A 19,311-nucleotide genomic window follows, 5' to 3' on the forward strand; every position below is an offset into this window, starting at 1 on the left:
AGCGACTGTTTTTTCCTGTTTGAAGTGGGTGATTTGTGAAGAAAATACTGCACGTGGCAGAGACGATCAAAGGTGGCGTCGCGACCGTTATCCGTACGATTTCGGCTTCACCGGAAGGCGATGCGGCGAACTACGAACTGGTGTATCTGGTGCCGGAGGATCAGGCCGAAGAGTTGCACGGCATTGGCGCGCAACAGATCCGCACCTTCCCTCGCACCGGGCGCAACGTGCCGTCGTTGCTGCGTTTCGCCTGGCGCCTGACGCAGGTGATGCTCAAGGAAAAACCCGATGTGGTGCATTTGCACAGCACCTTTTCCGGGGTCATCGGCCGTTGCGTGTGCGTGCTGTTGCGACCGTGGCGCAAGCCGAAAATCGTTTACTGCCCGCATGCGTTTTCGTTCTTGATGGAAAGCTCGCCGATCAAGCAGAAAGTCTATGCGTGGATCGAGCGAGTGCTGCAGAAAGTCACCGACGTGATCATTTGCGTCAGCCAGTACGAACTCGACAAAGCCGCGCGTTTTGGCATCGAGCGCAAGCGCATGAAGCTCATCTATAACGGCATTCATCACCGCGATGACGCGCCGAAGGCTGACAGCCCTGCGCCGATTCATCTGCTGTTCGTCGGTCGGCTCGATTATCAGAAAGGCTTCGACGTGCTGCTCAAGGCCTACGCCAAGGTTCAGCGCAGCGACATGAAGCTGACTGTTGTCGGCAGCGCCGTCAACGAGGACGCGGTCGAGTGCCCGCCAATGGACGGCGTCGAGTACCTGCCGTGGGTCACCCCGAGCGAAGTGCAGGCGCTGTATCAACAATCCGATGCGCTGATCGTGCCGAGTCGTTGGGAAGGGTTTGCCATGGTGCCGCTGGAAGGCATGGCCATGGGCTTGCCGGTGATTGCCAGCAACTGCACCTCGCTGCCCGAGTTGGTCACCAACGAGGTGTCCGGCTACGTCTTCCCGTCCGGTGATCACCAGGCGCTGGCCGACGTGCTGAAAAAAATCCAGAAGCCGCGCCTGCTCGACCTCGGCAACGAAGGGCGCAGCATCGTCCGCGAGCGTTTCAGCGCTGCGCTGATGATTCGCCAGACCTACGACCTGTATCGCGCTCCCACTTTTTAAGTAGAACTCAAGCATATGAACGTAACGATTTTGCATGGCTACAGTGCGTCCAACTCCGGTGACGGCCTGCTCGTCGATCTGGCCATCGCCCTGGTGCAGCGCAACTTTGGCGAAGACACCGCGATCAGTGTGGTGGCTTCCGACCCGGACTCTTTCAGCTACTTGCCGCACCCGCGTTTCGATGCGCCGGTGATGGCGGCCAAGGGCCTTGGGCGGGTCAAACAAGCGGTGTTTCTCAACCAGTCCTACGCCGGGCTGGCGGATCTGTTGAAAAAAACCGATCTGATCGTCGGCGTCGGTGGCGGCTATATGCGCTCGAAAAGTGCCTTCGAACACGTCAAGTTGAAACTCGGCCACGCCAAACAACTGGAAACCGCGATCCTCAGCAAAGTGCCGTCGGTGTACTTGCCGCAAAGCATCGGCCCGTTCCATGGCGAGAGCAGCAAGATTGTCGAGCACTACGCCAGCGCTGATGCGGTGTTCGTGCGAGACAACCGTTCCTCGGCGATTTTCGACGCCTGCGAAAATGTCTATCGCGCACCGGATCTGGCGGTGCAGTCGCTGGCGAGCAAGATCCTCCTGCAGCCAAAATTCACCCGCTGCGCCGCTTCGCCGGCCACGGTTTGCGTGGTGCTGCGCAAGCCGCCGGAGTGGAGCAAAGACAAGAAAGTCGCTTACGTTGCCAACCTGAAGTTGCTGCTGCAGCGCCTGAAGCAAAAAAGCAAAGTGGTCTGCGCGGTGCAGAGCGCGGTGCGCGGCAACGATGACGGCGCGTTCTATCGCGAGTTGGGCATCACTGAAGACCTGCTGTCGTTGAAAGCGACGATTGCCAAGTATCAACCGGACCTGGTGATTTCCGTGCGCTTGCACGGCGCCATCGAATCGCTGCTTTCCGGCGTGCCGGCGTACCACATCAGCTACGAGCGCAAAGGCTTTGGCGCCTATCAGGACATGGGCGTCGAGGACTGGGTGATCAATGGCGGCGACATCGATGTCGATAAGATCATCGACACGGTATATGCGCCCAACGCGCTGTCGAATTTCGGCAAACGCCTGACCGACACCTGCCGGGAAATCGAAGCGAAAACCGTGGCCATGGACGAGATCATCAAGGGTGTCGTTCGATGATATTTCGGCTGCTGCTTCGCGGCGGAGCGTTAGGCGCGAAGTTTTTGCTGGTGTTGGCGATCACCCATTACCTCGGTTATGAGGCGCTGGGCTTTTACGGCGTGGTGGTCGCGGCCTCGTTGATCGCCTCGAAGTTCTACAGCGTCGGTTTCAGTTCCGAGATCAATCGGCTGATCAGCGTCGGCGGCAGTTCGCGCCGGGTGGTCGACAAAGTCCTGCTGCTGTATCTGGCGGTGGGATTGCTGCTGTCGGTGGTGACAGTGCTGATTTATTCACTGTTCCAGCAGGTTGAAGCGACGGCCATGCTGATCCTCTGCGTGACTTTGGTGTTGCTCACTGAGCACCTGTCGTTCGAGATCAACTCGTTCGTGTTTTCCGCGCAGAAAGCTACCGCCGGCGCGCTGCTGTTTTTCATCAAGACCGGCCTGTGGGCGGTGCTGGCGGTGGGCGGGATGATGCTCGGCTGGGTGTCGGGCATCGCCAGCGTGTTGTGGCTGTGGGTCGCCGCCAATGTGCTGGTGATCATTGCCGGTTACCTGATTGTGGTGAACGTGCACAAGGGCCGCGAAAGCGGCACGTTGGCGACGGGCACTGTGTGGAAGGCCGGCTTACCGTTCTACCTCGGCACCGGGCTGATCGCGTTGAGTCAGTACGCCGAGCGCTTTCTGATCATCGACCTGGAACCCTACGCCAGCCTCGGTAAATACGTGTACGCATGGTCGGCGGCGAACACTTTGCAAGCGCTGTCGTACGCGGTGGTGGCGGTGGTCGGGATTCCGGTGCTGGCCAAGCGTTTTCAAGCTGATCAGCAGGCGTTCACGGTCAAGCAGTTATTCGTCAACAAGTGGGTGATGCGCTCGCTGGTGGTGTCGGCGGCGGTGGCGGTGGCGATCTATCTGTTCTTCAACGTGGTGCTCGATTACGTCGCAACCAGTGTTCCGCGTCCGGACAACGCCATTCTCGGTGTGCTGATTTTTTCCTTCGCCTTGCGCGCAATTGGCGACATTGTCTGGGGCGGTTTGATTGCCTCGAAAAACAGTCGGGTGTCACTGGCTAGCGCGGCCATTTGTTTGTTGATTTCGGTGCCGGTCAGCTATCTGTTGATCAAGCACTATTCGATTTATGGCGCGGCGTGGGGCAACGTCTTCGCGATCATCGTGCAGCTCGTGGTGATTGCCGTGCTGACCCGCGCAACCGCTGCGAAAAAGGCTGCGTTGTCATGGGCCTGAAACTGCCGTGCATCGAGTTTCGTGGCAAGCGACTCGATTCGTATGTGTCGTTCCTGATCCTCTTCACCGGGCTGTTTCTGTCGGTGGCGATGCCGCTGCTGATCCCCCGTGATCCCGGCCCGGATGCGATGACCTTGTGGTCGTCTTACGCCCGTGCCGACAACTGCAATTTCTGGAACCCGTTCTCGCCGGATCGCTCGTCCTACGAGTGTTCGGCGTTCCTGCTGCGGCCCACCGGGATCAACCTGACCAATGCCTGGGCCTACGGCATGTTCTGCAACTTTTTCCTCACGGCGATTCCGGTGGTGGTGTTTCGGCGCATGCCGTTGGCGATCTTCGGCACCTTGTGTCTGTGGGGCATCGTGCGCTCGTTTTTCCTGGAGAACCTGACCAAGGAAATCATCGTGTCGGTGGCGGTGTTGAGCATTTTGCTCAGTTCGTTGACGCGCAAATATCGCGGCGGTTTTTTCCTCTCGGCGGTGATCTACGGCGTGCTGATCCGGCCTTACTGGATTCTGTTTTCGCTGTCGTGGATCGGTGTCTGCGTGATGAAAAAGTATGTGTCGCGCACGACGTTCTTTCTGATGCTGTTCCTGTTTTACCTGGCCGTGGCCATGGCGATCCAGGTGGCGTTGGGCTTCCCCGTGTCGTCGATCCGCGCCAGCAACAACGAACTGCGCACGGCGGGGGAGGAGGGCTCCAAATCCTTGATCGTCTCTTGGCTAACCGGTAGCGACTTCGTTTCGCAGGCGCTGGACTCGATGATCATCTTCTTCCGCTTGTCGTTCCCGGTGGAGCTGATTCTGCTGTCCGGCCCCGGTCAGGTGATCTTCGTGGCGTTAATGATCATGACCGCGTTGCTGCTGTTCAAAGTCATCACCTCGACCGACTACAAAGGCGCGCCGATCCAGACCAAACCCAAGGAACTGATCGCGATTCCGCTGGCGTTTCTGCTGGTGCAAGGGTTGTTCGAACCGGACTTCGGCTCTTTCGCCCGGCACTTCTCGATGGTGGTGCCGGTGTTGTTCGTGGGGCTGGGCTTGATGCTGCGGGCGAACAAACCGGTGCAGGTTGAATCACGAATTCTGAATTGAGGCGGGTGCTTTATGTCGAGCAAGAAAAAGTCCCTGGAGATTGAAACCCTGCGTGGCCTGGCGTGCCTGCTGCTGGTGCTCTATCACGTCATCGGGCCGTTGGGCGGTGGGTTGAAGATCGATATCGGCTCGCCGTTCCGGGTGATCGCCGATTCGATGGTGTACGTGCGCATGCCGCTGTTCACCTTTATCTCCGGGTACATCTATTCCATTTATAAAATTCGCGGCAATGACTTTTCCGCGTTCTTCAGCGGCAAGGTACGTCGCTTGATCGTGCCGCTGTTTTGCGTCGGTGTGCCGTTCTCGGTGCTGCAAGCGGTGGGGCCGGGGGTGAACAAGGACGTAAGCGTGCTCGACGCGTTGTTGTCGTTCTGGGTGCCGATCAACCACTTCTGGTTCTTGCAGGCGGTGTTCATCATTTTCATGTTCGTCGGGCTGCTGGAGTGGCGCGGGATGTTGCGTTCGGCGACGCGGTTGTATGGGCTATTTGCGTTTGCGGCAGTGTTGTTTCTGTTGCCGCCGTTCAAGTTCGATGCGTTCGGGATCAACGGCGCGATTTATCTGTTGCCGTTTTTTGTCGCGGGGATGATTGGTCAAGAGAACGTCGATGCGCTGAAGCAGCGCTTCAAGGTGATCGGGCCGTTGGTATTTGTGCTGATCTCGTTGACGTTGCTGTACGTGGCGGCGATTGATCGCGAGTTGATTGTTGATCGCCGTAGCCTGATCGGATTGACCGTGGGTTGCGTGTCTTGCATCGCGTTGCTGTCGAGTGATGTGCGCTCGAAAGCGCTGACGTGGCTGGGTGGTTATTCCTATGCGATCTTCCTGTTTCATGTGCTGTTCGCGGCGACGTCGCGGTTTGTGCTGGGGCGGTTGGGGGTGAAGGATGAGAGCTTGCTGGTGCTGGGCGGCTTGAGTTGTGGCTTGCTTGGGCCGGTGGTGTTGTCGATGGTTTTCAGTCGGTTCAATTTCACCTCGGTGTTGTTTCTTGGTGAGCGGGCGGCGAAGAAGAAACCGTTGGTGCCCGTTACCCCGGTGGTGCAAACCCAAAGCAGCTAAGAGCTTCGCGAGCAGCGGATCTTTGTCGAACACAATCCCTGTAGGAGTGAGCCTGCTCGCGATAGCGGTCTGTCAGTCAGCATTTCATTACCTGACCCACCGCTATCGCGAGCAGGCTCGCTCCTACAGTTGATCTGTGTACATCCCGGTATTCAGTGGGCCATTCCAGACTGAAGGAAATTTTGCATGTTGGCAGTAGATGACGCACAACCCGTCGCAGCGTCGGTGGTTCAGGTGGGCGATGCCCGTGAGCGTTTTGCGCAGTGGCGCGAAGGCAAGGCCGGCAACGTGTTGTCGGTCTCGGTGATTGGCGACAGCTACAGCGCCGGGCAGGATTTCTATCTGAACAAACTGGTGCAGCGCGTGGCCGGGGAGGTCGGTTTTGCCGGGCCCGGTTATGTCGGCTTCAATCACGGCGCGGCGCTGGGCGGCACGCATTTCAAATACACCCGCAGCAGTGAAAAGTACTTTGGCGGTGACTGGAAAGTGTCAGACCTGGGCCAGGCGAGTCCGGACAGTCGCACGGTGACAGGCCGGCCCGGTGCATGGTTGCAAGTGGATGCGACTGCGACGCCGCGCATCGATACTGCTGTCACTCAGGCGAAATTGCTTTATCTGGGCAACGGCGAATCCAGCGAGATCCGCTACCGCTGGGCGCCCGGGCAAGACTGGCAACCGTTGAAGCTTGAGGGTTCGGGCGTTCAGGAAGTGCCACTGACAGGCCTCTCGGCGGCGAAAGACTGGTCCTTCAAACTGGAAGTTGTGAGGGGCTCGCCGACGTTGTTCGGCTTATGGATGAGCAACGATCAGAAAGGCGTTCGGGTTTCGAAACTCGCGGCCTCCGGTGCGGCCTCTGCGGACTTCTATCACCAAGACCCGCAGTGGCAGGTGCAGTGGAAAGCCGCGGTATCGAAGATTCCTGCGGATGTTTATCTGATCATGCTCGGTGGCAACGATCAGGGCTTCGGCGTGAAGCCGGCGCAGTACCTGCAGAACGTTCAGGGTCTGGTGGGCATGCTGCGCGAGATTCAACCGGCGGCAAGCATCAACCTGATCATGCGCCAGGACACCACGCGCTCCAGCGCTTACCCGATGTCGGCGTATGCGCAGGTGCTGGAGCCGTGGGCACGCGAGCAGCATCTGGGGTATGCCAATCTTCAGTGTGCGTTTGGCTCTGACGTCAAACGTTACGCGGCGGCGATGATTGGCCCGGACAAGATTCACCCGGTGCCGGCCACGGGCGGGAAGGTGATTGCCGATTACTTTTATGGCTGGATCACGGGCGCCAAGGACCGTTGCGACGCCTCCCCTAAATAACACGAAAACCCCAGAGCGGTGATCGTTCCCACGCTCCGCGTGGGAATGCCGCCCGGGACGCTCCGCGTCCCCTCGCTGTGTGACGCAGAGCGTCACTGGATGCATTCCCACGCAGAGCGTGGGAACGATAAGGTGAGGGGAGTTATTCGAAGGCGTCGACTTGCTCGAGCAACTCGGCAATCTTCTGCGGCATCAACCGCGTATCGCACCGGGTCTCAACATTGATGATGATCGCCGGGTCGTTGCAGCAAATCCGCACGCGAAAACGCCAGTCACCAAAGATCACCTTCAGCCCATCACGGTCATCCATTTCCAGCGCCTGCTCGCCATACAGCTTTTTCAAATGCGCGAGCAGCGGATATGGATCGCGCAGCGGCCGGCGGATATCCCCGGAGGCGGGAAACACGCCAATCCGCTCCACCAGCAGAATCGTGCCCAGCCAGGTTTCGTTGGCGCTGGGCAACGGCTGATGGCGGGACAACCAGCTCATCACCCCGAGGTTACCCACCTCGCGTTCAACCTCTACGGAATGTTGTGCAATGTTCATGGTGGCCTCGTTGGGTGGGGGGAGCCGTCTCAGCGGCCCTTGAGATAGACGTTTTCGTAGCAGAAGTTGGTCGCCTGCAAATAACCTTCTGCGTCGCCGCAGTCGAAGCGCAGGCCTTTGAACTTGTAGGCCAGCACGCAACCGTTCTGCGCCTGTTTCATCAGCGCGTCGGTGATCTGGATTTCGCCGCCCTTGCCCGGTTGGGTGTCGGCGATCAGGTCGAAAATATCCGGCGTGAGGATGTAGCGACCGATGATCGCCAGGTTCGACGGCGCGTCTTGCGGTGCCGGTTTTTCCACCATGTTGTTGACCCGGTAGATGCCGTCGGAAATCAGCTCGCCGGCGATCACCCCGTACTTGTGCGTCTGGTCAGCCGGGACTTCCTGGATGGCGACGATCGAGCAGCGGAATTTCTTGTACAGCTGGATCATCTGCGTGAGTACGCCGTCACCTTCCAGGTTCAGGCACAGGTCATCGGCCAGCACCACAGCGAACGGCTCGTCGCCGATCAATGGGCGGCCACTGAGAATCGCGTGGCCCAGGCCTTTCATTTCCACCTGACGGGTGTAGGAGAAGGTGCAGGTGTCGATCAGTTCACGGGTGCCGGCAAGAAACTTCTCTTTCTCGGTGCCGCGAATCTGGTGTTCGAGTTCGTAGCTGATATCGAAATGGTCTTCCAGCGCACGCTTGCCGCGACCGGTGACGATGGCCATGTGTTGCAGACCGGCGTCCCGCGCTTCCTCAACGGCATATTCGATCAACGGCTTGTTGACGATCGGCAGCATCTCTTTCGGCATGGCTTTAGTGGCCGGCAAGAAACGCGTGCCATAGCCGGCAGCGGGGAACAAACATTTACGAATCATAAAAGTATCCTGGACAGTCATGGAACACAGGCGACGGATGCGCGCACTAATAGAGGGCGTGCAAGTTTCAATAATTATTGAACGAGTGATTTAATACCTGAGTCAGGTTATTCATGGCAATGTGCAGAGCTGTTAAAACATGGCAATGTTATGAGATGTCGGTTAGTGCGCTGTTAGTTATTTTTAGTCGGTAAGCGTTGATAGTGGTTAGTGCGCAGGGAGTGCTAATAAGTACCCGGCAATACAGTTTGACCTGCAAAAATATTTATTGCCAGTCGTTGAACTAAATTTGTTTGAGGTTGTTGTCGCCTTATTTGTGTGGATTACGACACATATCCCATGCAAGAGGCTTGACACACCACGGGGCACTTATCCACAGACGGACCGCGCTATGAAGATTCTGGTAACGGGTGGCACCGGTTATATCGGCTCGCACACCACACTCGCGCTGCTTGAAGCAGGTTATGAAGTTGTTGTGCTGGATAATCTCTGCAACAGCAGCGAAGCGGCCCTGCACGCCATTGAAGGCATCTGCGGCAAGAGTGCCTGGATGATCCGCGGCGATGTCTGTGACCGGGCACTGCTTGACCGGATTTTCCGCGAGCACACCATCGACGCCGTGTTGCATTTCGCCGGGCTGAAGGCGGTCGGCGAGAGCGTGCGCAAGCCGCTTGATTACTACGAGACCAATGTCGGTGGCAGCATCAATCTGTGCCAGGCGATGGCAGCGGCGGGGGTGTTTCGCCTGGTGTTCAGTTCGTCGGCCACGGTGTATGGCGAGCCGGAACAGATGCCGATTCGTGAGGATTTCCCCACGGGCACACCGACCAATCCCTACGGCCAGTCCAAGTTGATCGTCGAGAATGTCCTGCGCGATCTGGCTCAGGCCGAGCCGCGCTGGAGCATCGCGCTGCTGCGTTATTTCAACCCGATCGGCGCGCACGACAGCGGCCACATGGGCGAAGACCCCAATGGCATCCCCAATAATCTGGTGCCTTACATCAGTCAGGTCGCGGTCGGCAGCCTGCCGGAGTTGTCGATCTTCGGTAATGATTACCCAACCATCGACGGCACTGGCGTGCGTGATTACATCCACGTGGTCGATCTGGCGGATGGGCACTTGAAGGCGTTGCAGTCGATCTCGGATCGCAGCGGCATTCATACCTGGAACCTCGGCACCGGCGATGGTTACAGCGTGCTGCAAGTGCTGCAGGCTTTTGAACAGGCGTGCGGGCAAGCGGTGCCGTATCGCATGATGCCACGTCGCAGCGGTGATATCGCCGAGAGTTGGGCCGACGCTTCCAAGGCTGAAAAAGAGTTGGGCTGGAAAGCCACGCGCAACTTGCAGGACATGGTCGCCGATACATGGCGCTGGCAATCGAATCATCCCAAAGGCTACTTGCGATGATGGCCATTTAGTTCGATGTTATTTTCAGTCAGGTTGTTAGATAACGTCGGGAAATTACACTGGCAATGCCTTTTGCAAGTCCGTAGATATAAACCTGCCGTTCGACTTTTATCAGTTGGGTAAGACTGTGAAAGAACGACGGATCATGTTCGCGTTTTTTGCGGACTTGAACGCTACCAACTCTGACTCAGACCGGTTTTTTAACAGGTCGAATGTTAGAAAGGAGTTGTTATGAAGAAAGTGATGGCAGTTGCCCTGTTGACGATGTTGAGCAACTGGGCTGCCGCAGCTGAAGCACCGCTGACGGCGGTAACCAATGTAGGTGGCAATGTGGCGGCTTCTCAAGCGCCGGCAGCCAGTACTGCAATGGTTGCCAGTGCAGTAGCGGCGTCCAACAGCGGTGGCAGTGCCAACGGCGGTACTACCGGTACCACAGGTACCACCGGTACAACCGGCACGCATAACTAACAGGAACATTTGTTAGTGCAGTACAAGGTCGCCCGACGCAAGTCGGGTGACTTTCTTTTTGGATTCGCCCTTGAATAGCGTAGTGCCATTATGACTCGTAGTGTTTATCTTTTAATGTTGGCAAGTCTCGCTTTGCAAGGTTGCATGTTTTCCCCCGGTCAATACCTGAGCACCAGTGACATCACCCGTCAGGGCGCCAGCGAAAGCAGCCGGGTTGAGCTGATTCCGATCACCCCCAAGCTGATTGCCATGAACCGCGCCACGCAAAAGCGTGAGTCGCTGCCGGCGGAGCTGTTGGCGACCCCGGCCGAGTACCGCATCGGCAACAACGATGTCCTGTACATCACGGTGTGGGACCACCCGGAGCTGACGGCCCCGTCCGGCGCGCAACAACAGATTGATGCCAACGGCCGACTGGTGCGCTCCGACGGCACGCTGTATTACCCGTTCATCAAGGAAGTCCAGGCCGCCGGCCGGACCATCCAGCAACTGCGCTCGGATATCGAACAGCGGCTGTCGGCGTTCATCGCCGAGCCGCAGGTGGATGTCGCGGTGTTGCGTTTCGCCAGCCAGAAAGTCGTGGTCACCGGTGCGGTGACCAAGGCCGGGCCGCAAGCGATTTCCACCAACCCGCTGAGCGTGGTCGAAGCCCTCGGCTCGGCCGGTATCGACACCAACAATGCCGATTTGTCCGGGCTGCTGCTGACGCGCAAGGGCCGCACCTATCCGCTGAATCTCGACTCGCTCAATCAACAGGATTCCGAGTTGCAGAACGTCTACCTCAAGGGCGGCGATCAGCTGTATCTGCCGTACAACGACAACAAGCGCATCTACGTGATGGGCGAGGTCAATCAGCCACGCGCATTGAGCTTCAAGACCGCAACCATGAACCTCACCGACGTGCTCGGTTCGGTCGGCGGCCTGGCCCAGACCACCTCCAATGGCAACGCGGTGTACGTCATTCGTGGCGTGGAAAATCTCGACGTTGAGCCGGCCAAGATCTATCAGCTCGAAGCCGAGTCGCCGACCGCCATGGCGCTCGCTTCGCACTTCCAAGTTCGCCCGCAGGACGTGGTGTATGTCGGGCCTGCCAACGTGACTCGCTGGAACCGTCTGATCAGTCAATTGGTGCCGTCGGCATCGATTGTCGGTACTGGCGCTTCCGCTGCGAAGAACTGGAGCGAATACAGTAACAACAGCAAATAAGGTCGCCGACTTTGAACATTCTGAAAGTTGGCCTGTGCCTGATGGCGGCCTCGTTGCTGTGTGGCTGTAACCCTTTGATGAGCGCTTCGCTGAACAACCTCAAGGCTGCGGTCGTCGGCCCCGACGAAGTGGACGTGACGGCCGCCGAAGTGGCTGCGGTCAACTATCCGCAACTGAAACTGACCACGCCGTCCGGCTCCGGGGTGTTGGCGCTGATGCGCGAGCGTGAAGACTTGCAGTTCTGGGTCGCGTCCGGCAAACAGGTGCTGTTGCTGCGCGATGGCCTCGCCGTGCGCAGCGTCGGCCTGGGCCTGGAAGGCGATCTCGATGGCACACGGCTGTCCGACGATTCGCCGTTCAAACAAGGTCTGCATCACGTGGCGGACGGTTTCACCACGCGGCGCTGGATCGACCTCTACAAGGGCCAGGAAGTTGGGGTGATCGTCAACAGCCGCTTCTCGCGCCGCTCCGAGCAAACCCTGCAGATTCTCGACAAGGAATACACCGTGCTGCGTGTCGATGAACAGATTGACGCGCCGGCCATCGGTCTGAGCGCGACCAATCATTACTGGGTCGACCCGCGCGACGGTTTCATCTTGCAGAGCGAGCAGCAACTGACGTCGCAGTTGCGCGTCAAGGTCGTGCAGCTGACGCCTGATCGCAGGCACCTGCCGTGATGCGCCTGAGGATGTTATCGGCGGGCCTGATGTTGCTCGCCAGTGTCAGTCAGGCGGCGGTCACGGTGTCGGGCGATGTCGCCAACCCCGGGCCGGTCCCGCTGCCACCCGGCGGGCGCCTGCTCGATGTGATCGGCGAAGCCGTGCCGAATGCCGAAGGCTATTGGCTGGCGGGCGGATTGCTGCGTCAGTCGCTGATTGAGGAGCAGACACGGCTGAAGGTCGGCGTGCTGTTTGATCTGGATGTGCTGCAGCGCATGTCGATGCTTTTCGACCGGCCGAGTCGTGCGGCGTTGGCGCAGCGCATGGCCGAGGAAGTGCGGCAGATGCCGGTAACCGGGCGGCAGATCGCCGATCTCGATCCGGTGGCGTTGGAAGTCGGCTTCGCACGCAACATTCGTCTCGACGATGGCGATCGCCTGGTCTATCCGAAGCGCGTCGACGAAGTGCAAGTGCTGGGCGCCGTCGCCGAGCCGTGCCACTTGCCGTATCAGCCGTTGCAGGAGGCTCGTGAGTACCTGCAAGGCTGCTCGATTCTCAGCGACGCCGAGGCCGATTATCTGTGGCTGATTCAGCCCAACGGCGCCTCGCAGCGGGTCGGCATCGCCCACTGGAATCGCGAGTCCGGGCACTTTCCCGTGGCCGGCAGCAAGATTCTGGTGCCGCTGAAAAATGATGATCTGGATCCGCCTCTACCTGAACTGAATCAGCAGTTGGCCGAATTTATTGCCACGCAGCTGGCCGAGGTGGTTCGTTGAAGTTACGTTTTGCAGCTGTGTTGTTATTGCCCTGCGGTCTGGCCCATGCCGAGCCGCGCATCACCCAGAATGACTTCGGTGGCACCGGTCTGTTGCAGACGCCGACCGCGCGTATGGCGCCGGCCGGCGAGTTGAGCGTCAACGCCAACCGCACCGAACCGTACAGCCGCTACAGCGTTTCGTTGCAACCGCTGGACTGGCTCGAAGGCTCGTTTCGCTACACCGCGATCACCAACCGGCCGTACGGCTCGGAGGCCCTCAGCGGCAGCCAAAGCTATAAGGATAAGGCGGTCGACGTCAAAGTCCGGCTGTGGCAGGAGAGTCACTGGCTGCCCGATGTGGCGCTGGGTTTCCGAGACATCGGCGGTACGGGTTTGTTCTCCAGTGAATTTTTCGTCGCCAACAAGCGCTATGACAATTTCGATTTCAGCGCCGGGATTGCCTGGGGGTATCTCGGCAATCGCGGCGACATCGATAACCCGCTGGGCTATGTCAGCGATCGCTTCGACACCCGGCCAGAGCTGGAAGGCACCGGTGACGTCAATTCGGGTTCGTATTTTCGTGGCCGACCTTCGTTTTTCGGCGGCGTGAGTTACCAGACGCCGTGGGATCGCCTCAGCCTGAAACTCGAATACGAAGGCAACGATTACAAGAACGAACCGAAGGACAACATCATCAAGCAAGACTCGCCGATCAACCTTGGCGCGGTGTTCAAAGTCACCGATTCGATCGACCTCAGCGCTGCGTGGGAGCGTGGCAATACGGCGATGTTCGGCGTGACCTTCCACACCAATTTCGTCAGCCGCAAAGCGCCGGCCAAGACTTACGACCCGACCCCTGAACCGCTGCCGGCGAAGGCACCGACCACGGCGATGGATCAGGTCGATTGGGCCAACGTTTCGCAGCGCCTGCAGCAGAATGCCGGCTACAAAGTCGAGCGCATTACCCAGCGCGATTCCGAGTTGATCGTCTACGGCGAGCAGCAGCGTTACTTCCATTCGCCCAAGGCTGTCGGGCGGGCGAGCCGGGTGCTGGATAACAGCGTCAACGACGACATCGACTGGTTCACCGTGGTCAACAAGCGCTACGACTTGCCGGTGGAAGAAACCAGCGTGCCGCGCCAGACCTTCCGTGAAGTGATCAACAACGAAGAGCCGCTGGTATCGCTGCACCGCACCACCGAAATCAACCCGGCGATGCCGCACAACGAGAAAACCCTCTACACCGAAGCACCGCAGCATTTCAGTTATGGCGTGGGCCTGGGCTTCAAGCAGAACGTCGGTGGTCCGGATGGTTTGCTCTATCAATTCACCGCCGATGCCGACGCCGAGTACCGCTTCAATCGAAACACCTGGTGGAACGGTTTGCTCAGCACCAACCTGGTCAACAACTTCGACAAATTCGTCTACGACGCACCGAGCGGTTTGCCCCGTGTGCGCACGGATTTGCGTCAGTACCTGACCACCTCCAACACGACCATGCCGTTGTTCCAGGTCAGCCATGCCGAGCAATTGGATAAAGACCTGTATGGCATGGTGTATGGCGGTTATCTGGAGTCGATGTTTGCCGGTGTGGGCGGTGAAGTGCTGTTCCGTCCGACCGGTGAGCGCTGGTCGGTGGGGGCGGATATCAACTGGGTGCGTCAGCGGGATTTCGATCAGGGCTTTGCGCTGCGCGATTACTCGGTGGTGACCGGGCACATCACTGGTTATACGGATCTGCCGTTCGATACGCTGGCGGCGGTGAGCGTCGGGCGATACCTGGCCGGGGATTGGGGCGGCACGCTGGACATCTCGCGCGAGTTTTCCAATGGTGTGCGCTTTGGTGCCTGGGCGACGATCACCACGGCGAGCAGCGCCGAGTATGGCGAGGGTAGTTTCGACAAAGGCCTCTACCTGTCCATCCCGTTCGACGAAATGATGAGCATGTCGACCATGCGCCGCGCCAACCTGGTGTGGGCACCGCTGACCCGTGACGGTGGTGCACGTTTGAACCGCAGCTTCCAGCTGCACTCGATGACCGATAGCCGGGAAGGGGACATGTTCTATCGCAATTTCGAGAAGATTACGGAGTAAGCGCAGATCTCCGAAGCACCTCTGAAACCTGTGGGAGCTGGCTTGCCAGCGATGAGGTCGGCACATTCAATATTGATATTGGCTGACCCGCCGCCATCGCTGGCAAGTCGAATCGTCGCACCGCAGCTCCCACAGGTTATGTGTCTAGCCACAAGGCTTGAGCCAAACACAAATCCCCTGTAGGCCTTCGCCTGCTCGCGATAGCGTCAAACCAGTCGACAATCCCTGTTGCCTGACACACCGTCATCGCGAGCAGGCTCACTCCTACATTGGTTATTTGTCACGCCACAAATCCCGAGCCAATCCCGAATCCCTGTGGGAGCTGGCTTGCCAGCGATGAGGTCGGCACATTCAATATTGATATTGGCTGACCCACCGCCATCGCTGGCAAGTCGAATCGTCGCACCGCAGCTCCCACAGGTTATGTGTCTAGCCACAAGGCTTGAGCCAAACACAAATCCCTGTGGGAGCGAGCTTGCTCGCGAAGGCGTCGGCACAGTCCGCATCATCATTACCTGACCCGCTGCTTTCGCGAGCAGGCTCGCTCCCACAGTTTTTGCATCCATCCAAGATCCGATTCCATCCTCAAATCCCAGGCACAAAAAAGGGGACTTTCGTCCCCTTGCGGTGTGCAGCGCTGAACCTCAGTAAATGTCCTTCGACAGCAACGTAAACGGCGTCTTCACCAGGATCTTCAGATCCAGCCACAACGACCAGCTGTTGATGTACTGCAGGTCAATCTCCACACGCTTCTGCATCTTGTCGAGCGTGTCCGTCTCACCACGGCAGCCGCTGATTTGAGCCAGCCCGGTGATCCCCGGTTTAATCCGGTGGCGCGCCATGTAGGCGAGGATTTTTCCCGAGTAGAAATGGTTGTGCGCAACCGCGTGCGGACGCGGGCCAACCAGTGCCATGTGTCCCTGCAGCACGTTGAACAGTTGCGGCAATTCATCCAGCGAAGTGCGGCGAATAAAGCGACCGACTGCGGTGATGCGCGAGTCATTGCGGCTGGCCTGTTTCACGTCACGGTCATCGTGAACACGCATCGAGCGGAACTTCCAGACCTTGATTACCTTGCCGTTCCAGCCGTGGCGATCCTGCTTGAAGAACACCGGCCCCGGCGAGTTGATCTTCACCGCGAGGGCGATGATCAGCAGGATCGGACTCAGCGCAATGATCGCCAGAAACGCCACGGTTTTCTCAACCAGACTCTTGCTCAAAGCCGCAGTAGGGCGGCTGGTCAGCGGACTCTCGTTGAGGTAAATCGCCGGCAGGCCGTCCACGACTTTCACCGAGTGATTGAGCAGCGTCAGTGCGTTCAGATCCGGCACCCAGACCACGTCGACGCTGGCACCCAGCAAATCGCCATAAATCGCTTCGATTTTCGCGGCTTCGCACAGCGGCAGGGTGATGTACAAACGACGGATGTCATGGGCTTCAATCAGCTTCAGCAAGTCTTCCTGAGCGCCGACCACACGCGGTGCATCTTTACCCAGCGCCGACACATCACCGTTGCTGACCAAACCTACCAACGGCAGATTCTCCAGCTGACTGAGCTTCTTCGCCAGACCCAGCGCCAGGTCGCCCGTGCCAACGATCAGCGTCTTGTGTTCACTTTTGCGCGAGCGCTGGTAGTACTTGGAAAACGCATGCAACGGCGCATAGAGAAATGCCTGACCGAGGAAGCCATACACCGCCCAGCTCAGAATCACCTGCCGCGAAAACAGCTCATCGGCCTGGCAAACAAACGCAATGCAAGCCAGCGCGGCCATGGTCATCGACCAACCCATGAACAGCCGACCCAGACCGGTCAGGTAGTTATCGCGTTTGCGATAAACACCGCTGAACGTATACGCCGGCACCGAGGCCAATACCGCAAGAGTGGCGCACATTCGGTAGTAGAACGCGACCGTCCCGGTGTGATGCTCGGCGAGGATGAACAGCAGCGTCACGACAAAGCCCTGCGCCAGCGCCCATTGGCCCCAAAAGGTCAGTCCCTTGAGGCCTGTGCTTCGATTGATACTTAGAGAAAGATCCATACGGTATCCCCAAAAGACGTCCATTCAGGTTTCAACAGTTGAAATCCGAGTTGTTATGCAGACTTATTGTTTTTGTTTTAACGAGTGTCCTGAGGTAACAACATCGATATGCCGAACTGTCGTCAGTCAATAGACTAAGTTATTGGCTGGAATGGTGTCTGACGAGTTCTAACAAGATGGCACAGTGCCAACTTTTTAATAATTAAATAGAGCAGTGTTAGAAAAGGTCGCAGAGCGGGGGGTGAATAAATGATGTTGTATTTGTTACTGTTGGAGGGTGGAGGCAGGGAATTGTTAATTCAGGGAGGAAGATGAAGCCAAACAGAGTGCTCTTGTTGTTTTTGTAATCGCACTTGTATCTGTTTGTTTTGTTCGCGGAATCGGCTGCGTGTTTACGCAACGATTTCCTGAATGAGGCAGTAACCGCGATTTCTTACAGCACGAAACAGGCGCTCACCATTACTGGCGCTTTTGAATTTGTCTTGAAGGCGACTCAGGCACATTTCCAGACCGCGATATTGCTCGGGCTCTCGACCGATACTGAGGATCAACTCGTCTCGGCTGACAACGCGCTCTTCATGATTGAGCATTTTCCTCACCAAAGCTGTTTCCAGACCAGTCAGACTGATCTCGATACCGTCTTTGACCAATGCACCTTGATCATTGTCGAGATGCCAGGTTTCGCTGCAAGGCAGATCGCCTTCAATGACTGGTGGCATATTGCTGCTTTCGCCAGTCAGTGCCGGGATGCTTTGAAAAGGATTGGCGGTTTGCGCAGCCAGCCATTCGGACTCAAGAGTCGCTAGGATTCGCTGGGTATCATGCTCAATACTGCGAGCAACATTCTTTCGACTGACGCTTGGATATGTGAACTCCATCACCATTGGCGCGGAGGAGGGCGATGCAACACCTTCAGAGTTGCCAAACGAATTGAAGCGTTCGCTGGACAACATGCTTTCCAGTTCACGTTGCGACGTTGTGCTGTGAGTCACGACAACAAAATATTTCCTTGGGAGGGTTGTACTAGTTTCCATGTCTCTCTCCTAAATACACACCAAAATTGGCTAAAAGATAAATCGGCAGGCGAGCAATGACTTCCTCGGAAGTAATCGATAGGCAGGGTCTGGGCCCAAGAATGGCCTCGATAAATTCCACTCGAACTGCTGCTATGTTATGGAGTTTTATTGTTATGGGTCGTGTTGCCGCGCTCATTCAATTGCTTGATTTCTAATAGGCGTGAGATGCAGATAGAACGATATGGTTGCATTAGACGATCCTTCGTACGCATGCAAAAGGGTGGCTGCCCTTGAGTCAGGCAGTCGATATCAGACCCCGCAGCAGGCGATAGCCATAGCCGCGAATGCTCTGAATCGCGTTTGTACCATACATGTCCTTGATTTTTCCACGCAAGCGGCTGATCGATTTTTCCAGCGCTCGAGGGTCGTAGAAATTGGTATTCAGGCCCATGATGCTGGCGATTTCATCATGGCTGAGTATGTGATTACTGGTTTGCGCAAAGGCTTCGAGGATCTTCATCTCGGCAAACGAGATGTCGAGTTTCTTGCCGGTGTCCATCAGGCAGATACGCGTCGGATCAAGCGTGAGGTTGATATCGCGCTGCCACTCTTCACTGCTGAAGAACTCACTCAGCAAATCGGCACCGTCATCGGCAACGGTATTAAGTTTGATACACGCGTCCGCGCCGGCAAGATAGTATTTGATCTTGTTGAATGCACCACGACCGGTGATGACCGCGCAAATGATCGGTTTCAAGTTACCGTTGCGCAGGTTCTGCACCAACGCCAGATTGTCTTCCAGCGCCTGTGGGTTGTCGATGACCAGAAAGATGGCCCGATAAGAGCCGCAATATTCATTCAGCTGATATGAGCTAGTGTAGGAACTAGCCTCAAGTGCCATCTCAGTGTGCACATGCTTGGCGACCAGCGCTCTAAAATGTTCAGCCACGCCACGGGTACGACCCAGAGTGAGAACACCAGGTTCGTCATTTGTCGGGCGCGGGCTTCTAGTCGCTAAGTTCCCTGAGAGCATCGTGCATTGACTCGAATTAGTGCTGACATCGGGATGTTAAAGCACCGGTTCTCATCTGTGACTGACAATTGGTAACATTTGCGCGGATTTTAGACGTGTCTCGCGAGTTTTCTAACAATAATTAAGCTTTTCAAGCTTTTAGTTGATTTTCTCGGAGGGGTGAACTACTGCTTAGATGGTGGCGATATGCAATGGTGCCACTATTTTGAGCTTATTGCGATGGCTTTGTCCATGTCCAATTGCCACTGTCTGGCCATCTCTGGATAATGTGATATT

At 57.3% G+C, this 19,311-nt stretch carries 17 protein-coding genes; 12 read left to right on the forward strand and 5 right to left on the reverse strand.

Features of this window, described 5'->3' with window-relative positions:
* The first annotated feature begins 35 nt into the window (after positions 1-35).
* The 6 genes from ACIPIZ_RS22390 to ACIPIZ_RS22415 all read left to right on the forward strand — a co-directional run bounded on the left by ACIPIZ_RS22390 (position 36) and on the right by ACIPIZ_RS22415 (position 6,945).
* Positions 36-1,118, forward strand: coding sequence for a glycosyltransferase (locus ACIPIZ_RS22390; RefSeq protein ID WP_401167485.1), 1,083 nt, complete (start codon positions 36-38; stop codon positions 1,116-1,118).
* A gap of 15 nt (positions 1,119-1,133) precedes the next feature.
* A complete protein-coding gene (locus ACIPIZ_RS22395; protein ID WP_064392793.1) occupies positions 1,134-2,246 on the forward strand; it encodes a polysaccharide pyruvyl transferase family protein in 1,113 nt (370 codons plus the stop codon).
* On the forward strand, positions 2,243-3,475 hold the full coding sequence (locus ACIPIZ_RS22400) for a phosphoribosylaminoimidazole carboxylase (RefSeq protein WP_122660477.1): 1,233 nt from the start codon (positions 2,243-2,245) through the stop codon (positions 3,473-3,475). The genes ACIPIZ_RS22395 and ACIPIZ_RS22400 overlap by 4 nt, the downstream gene beginning before the upstream one ends.
* Positions 3,466-4,569 carry a hypothetical protein gene (locus tag ACIPIZ_RS22405; protein ID WP_064392790.1) on the forward strand — a complete coding sequence of 368 codons (1,104 nt, stop codon included), beginning with the start codon at positions 3,466-3,468 and terminating at the stop codon, positions 4,567-4,569. The genes ACIPIZ_RS22400 and ACIPIZ_RS22405 overlap by 10 nt, the downstream gene beginning before the upstream one ends.
* A 12-nt stretch (positions 4,570-4,581) precedes the next feature.
* Positions 4,582-5,628: an acyltransferase family protein gene (locus ACIPIZ_RS22410; protein WP_401167489.1), complete on the forward strand. Its 1,047-nt coding sequence runs from the start codon at positions 4,582-4,584 to the stop codon at positions 5,626-5,628.
* A gap of 186 nt (positions 5,629-5,814) precedes the next feature.
* Positions 5,815-6,945 (forward strand): SGNH/GDSL hydrolase family protein, encoded by a 1,131-nt coding sequence (locus ACIPIZ_RS22415; RefSeq protein ID WP_401167492.1) that lies wholly within the window; start codon positions 5,815-5,817, stop codon positions 6,943-6,945.
* 142 nt (positions 6,946-7,087) lie between these two features.
* Here the strand turns inward: ACIPIZ_RS22415 and ACIPIZ_RS22420 are convergent, their stop codons facing one another.
* Together ACIPIZ_RS22420 and galU are read right to left on the reverse strand one after the other, a co-directional pair.
* Positions 7,088-7,492 carry a mannose-1-phosphate guanylyltransferase gene (locus tag ACIPIZ_RS22420; RefSeq protein WP_401167495.1) on the reverse strand — a complete coding sequence of 135 codons (405 nt, stop codon included), beginning with the start codon at positions 7,490-7,492 and terminating at the stop codon, positions 7,088-7,090.
* Between the two features lie 29 nt (positions 7,493-7,521).
* On the reverse strand, positions 7,522-8,355 hold the full coding sequence (gene galU, locus ACIPIZ_RS22425) for a UTP--glucose-1-phosphate uridylyltransferase GalU (protein ID WP_042560129.1): 834 nt from the start codon (positions 8,353-8,355) through the stop codon (positions 7,522-7,524).
* Between the two features lie 391 nt (positions 8,356-8,746).
* On the opposite strand from galU, the gene galE reads away from it, so the two are divergent.
* The 6 genes from galE (at position 8,747) to ACIPIZ_RS22455 (ending at position 14,947) form a co-directional block, all read left to right on the forward strand.
* Entirely contained in the window at positions 8,747-9,763 is a 1,017-nt protein-coding gene (galE, locus tag ACIPIZ_RS22430; RefSeq protein ID WP_253482550.1) for a UDP-glucose 4-epimerase GalE, read from the forward strand.
* A gap of 231 nt (positions 9,764-9,994) precedes the next feature.
* Entirely contained in the window at positions 9,995-10,231 is a 237-nt protein-coding gene (locus ACIPIZ_RS22435; RefSeq protein WP_007910552.1) for a hypothetical protein, read from the forward strand.
* Between the two features lie 144 nt (positions 10,232-10,375).
* Positions 10,376-11,437, forward strand: a complete 1,062-nt coding sequence (locus ACIPIZ_RS22440) for a polysaccharide biosynthesis/export family protein (RefSeq protein WP_064392780.1) — start codon at positions 10,376-10,378, stop codon at positions 11,435-11,437.
* Between the two features lie 11 nt (positions 11,438-11,448).
* Positions 11,449-12,114 carry a YjbF family lipoprotein gene (locus ACIPIZ_RS22445; protein WP_105705146.1) on the forward strand — a complete coding sequence of 222 codons (666 nt, stop codon included), beginning with the start codon at positions 11,449-11,451 and terminating at the stop codon, positions 12,112-12,114.
* Positions 12,114-12,872 carry a capsule biosynthesis GfcC family protein gene (locus ACIPIZ_RS22450; RefSeq protein WP_105705145.1) on the forward strand — a complete coding sequence of 253 codons (759 nt, stop codon included), beginning with the start codon at positions 12,114-12,116 and terminating at the stop codon, positions 12,870-12,872. Before ACIPIZ_RS22445 ends, ACIPIZ_RS22450 begins: the two co-directional genes overlap by 1 nt.
* Complete coding sequence (locus tag ACIPIZ_RS22455; protein WP_253482553.1) at positions 12,869-14,947, forward strand: YjbH domain-containing protein; 2,079 nt, start codon at positions 12,869-12,871, stop codon at positions 14,945-14,947. Before ACIPIZ_RS22450 ends, ACIPIZ_RS22455 begins: the two co-directional genes overlap by 4 nt.
* Before the next feature lie 644 nt (positions 14,948-15,591).
* On the opposite strand, the gene ACIPIZ_RS22460 is transcribed toward ACIPIZ_RS22455, so the two are convergent.
* The 3 genes from ACIPIZ_RS22460 to ACIPIZ_RS22470 all read right to left on the reverse strand — a co-directional run bounded on the left by ACIPIZ_RS22460 (position 15,592) and on the right by ACIPIZ_RS22470 (position 19,035).
* Positions 15,592-16,986, reverse strand: a complete 1,395-nt coding sequence (locus tag ACIPIZ_RS22460) for an undecaprenyl-phosphate glucose phosphotransferase (protein ID WP_401167499.1) — start codon at positions 16,984-16,986, stop codon at positions 15,592-15,594.
* A gap of 392 nt (positions 16,987-17,378) precedes the next feature.
* Complete coding sequence (locus ACIPIZ_RS22465) at positions 17,379-18,020, reverse strand: winged helix-turn-helix domain-containing protein (protein ID WP_122660470.1); 642 nt, start codon at positions 18,018-18,020, stop codon at positions 17,379-17,381.
* A 277-nt stretch (positions 18,021-18,297) separates the two neighbouring features.
* Positions 18,298-19,035 (reverse strand): winged helix-turn-helix domain-containing protein, encoded by a 738-nt coding sequence (locus tag ACIPIZ_RS22470; protein WP_105705143.1) that lies wholly within the window; start codon positions 19,033-19,035, stop codon positions 18,298-18,300.
* Positions 19,036-19,311 lie beyond the last annotated feature (276 nt).

Origin of the sequence: Pseudomonas sp. NPDC087690 (assembly GCF_044743175.1) — a bacterium.
GTDB lineage: Bacteria > Pseudomonadota > Gammaproteobacteria > Pseudomonadales > Pseudomonadaceae > Aquipseudomonas.

Excerpts from the sequence above, each read along its gene's own strand:
- ACIPIZ_RS22395 (WP_064392793.1), top strand. The coding sequence starts at position 1,134 with ATGAACGTAACGATTTTGCATGGCTACAGTGCGTCCAACTCCGGTGAC.
- ACIPIZ_RS22400 (WP_122660477.1), top strand. The coding sequence starts at position 2,243 with ATGATATTTCGGCTGCTGCTTCGCGGCGGAGCGTTAGGCGCGAAGTTT.
- ACIPIZ_RS22405 (WP_064392790.1), top strand. The coding sequence starts at position 3,466 with ATGGGCCTGAAACTGCCGTGCATCGAGTTTCGTGGCAAGCGACTCGAT.
- ACIPIZ_RS22410 (WP_401167489.1), top strand. The coding sequence starts at position 4,582 with ATGTCGAGCAAGAAAAAGTCCCTGGAGATTGAAACCCTGCGTGGCCTG.
- ACIPIZ_RS22415 (WP_401167492.1), top strand. The coding sequence starts at position 5,815 with ATGTTGGCAGTAGATGACGCACAACCCGTCGCAGCGTCGGTGGTTCAG.
- ACIPIZ_RS22420 (WP_401167495.1), bottom strand. The coding sequence starts at position 7,492 with ATGAACATTGCACAACATTCCGTAGAGGTTGAACGCGAGGTGGGTAAC.
- galU (WP_042560129.1), bottom strand. The coding sequence starts at position 8,355 with ATGATTCGTAAATGTTTGTTCCCCGCTGCCGGCTATGGCACGCGTTTC.
- galE (WP_253482550.1), top strand. The coding sequence starts at position 8,747 with ATGAAGATTCTGGTAACGGGTGGCACCGGTTATATCGGCTCGCACACC.
- ACIPIZ_RS22435 (WP_007910552.1), top strand. The coding sequence starts at position 9,995 with ATGAAGAAAGTGATGGCAGTTGCCCTGTTGACGATGTTGAGCAACTGG.
- ACIPIZ_RS22440 (WP_064392780.1), top strand. The coding sequence starts at position 10,376 with ATGTTTTCCCCCGGTCAATACCTGAGCACCAGTGACATCACCCGTCAG.
- ACIPIZ_RS22450 (WP_105705145.1), top strand. The coding sequence starts at position 12,114 with ATGCGCCTGAGGATGTTATCGGCGGGCCTGATGTTGCTCGCCAGTGTC.
- ACIPIZ_RS22460 (WP_401167499.1), bottom strand. The coding sequence starts at position 16,986 with ATGGATCTTTCTCTAAGTATCAATCGAAGCACAGGCCTCAAGGGACTG.
- ACIPIZ_RS22465 (WP_122660470.1), bottom strand. The coding sequence starts at position 18,020 with ATGGAAACTAGTACAACCCTCCCAAGGAAATATTTTGTTGTCGTGACT.
- ACIPIZ_RS22470 (WP_105705143.1), bottom strand. The coding sequence starts at position 19,035 with ATGCTCTCAGGGAACTTAGCGACTAGAAGCCCGCGCCCGACAAATGAC.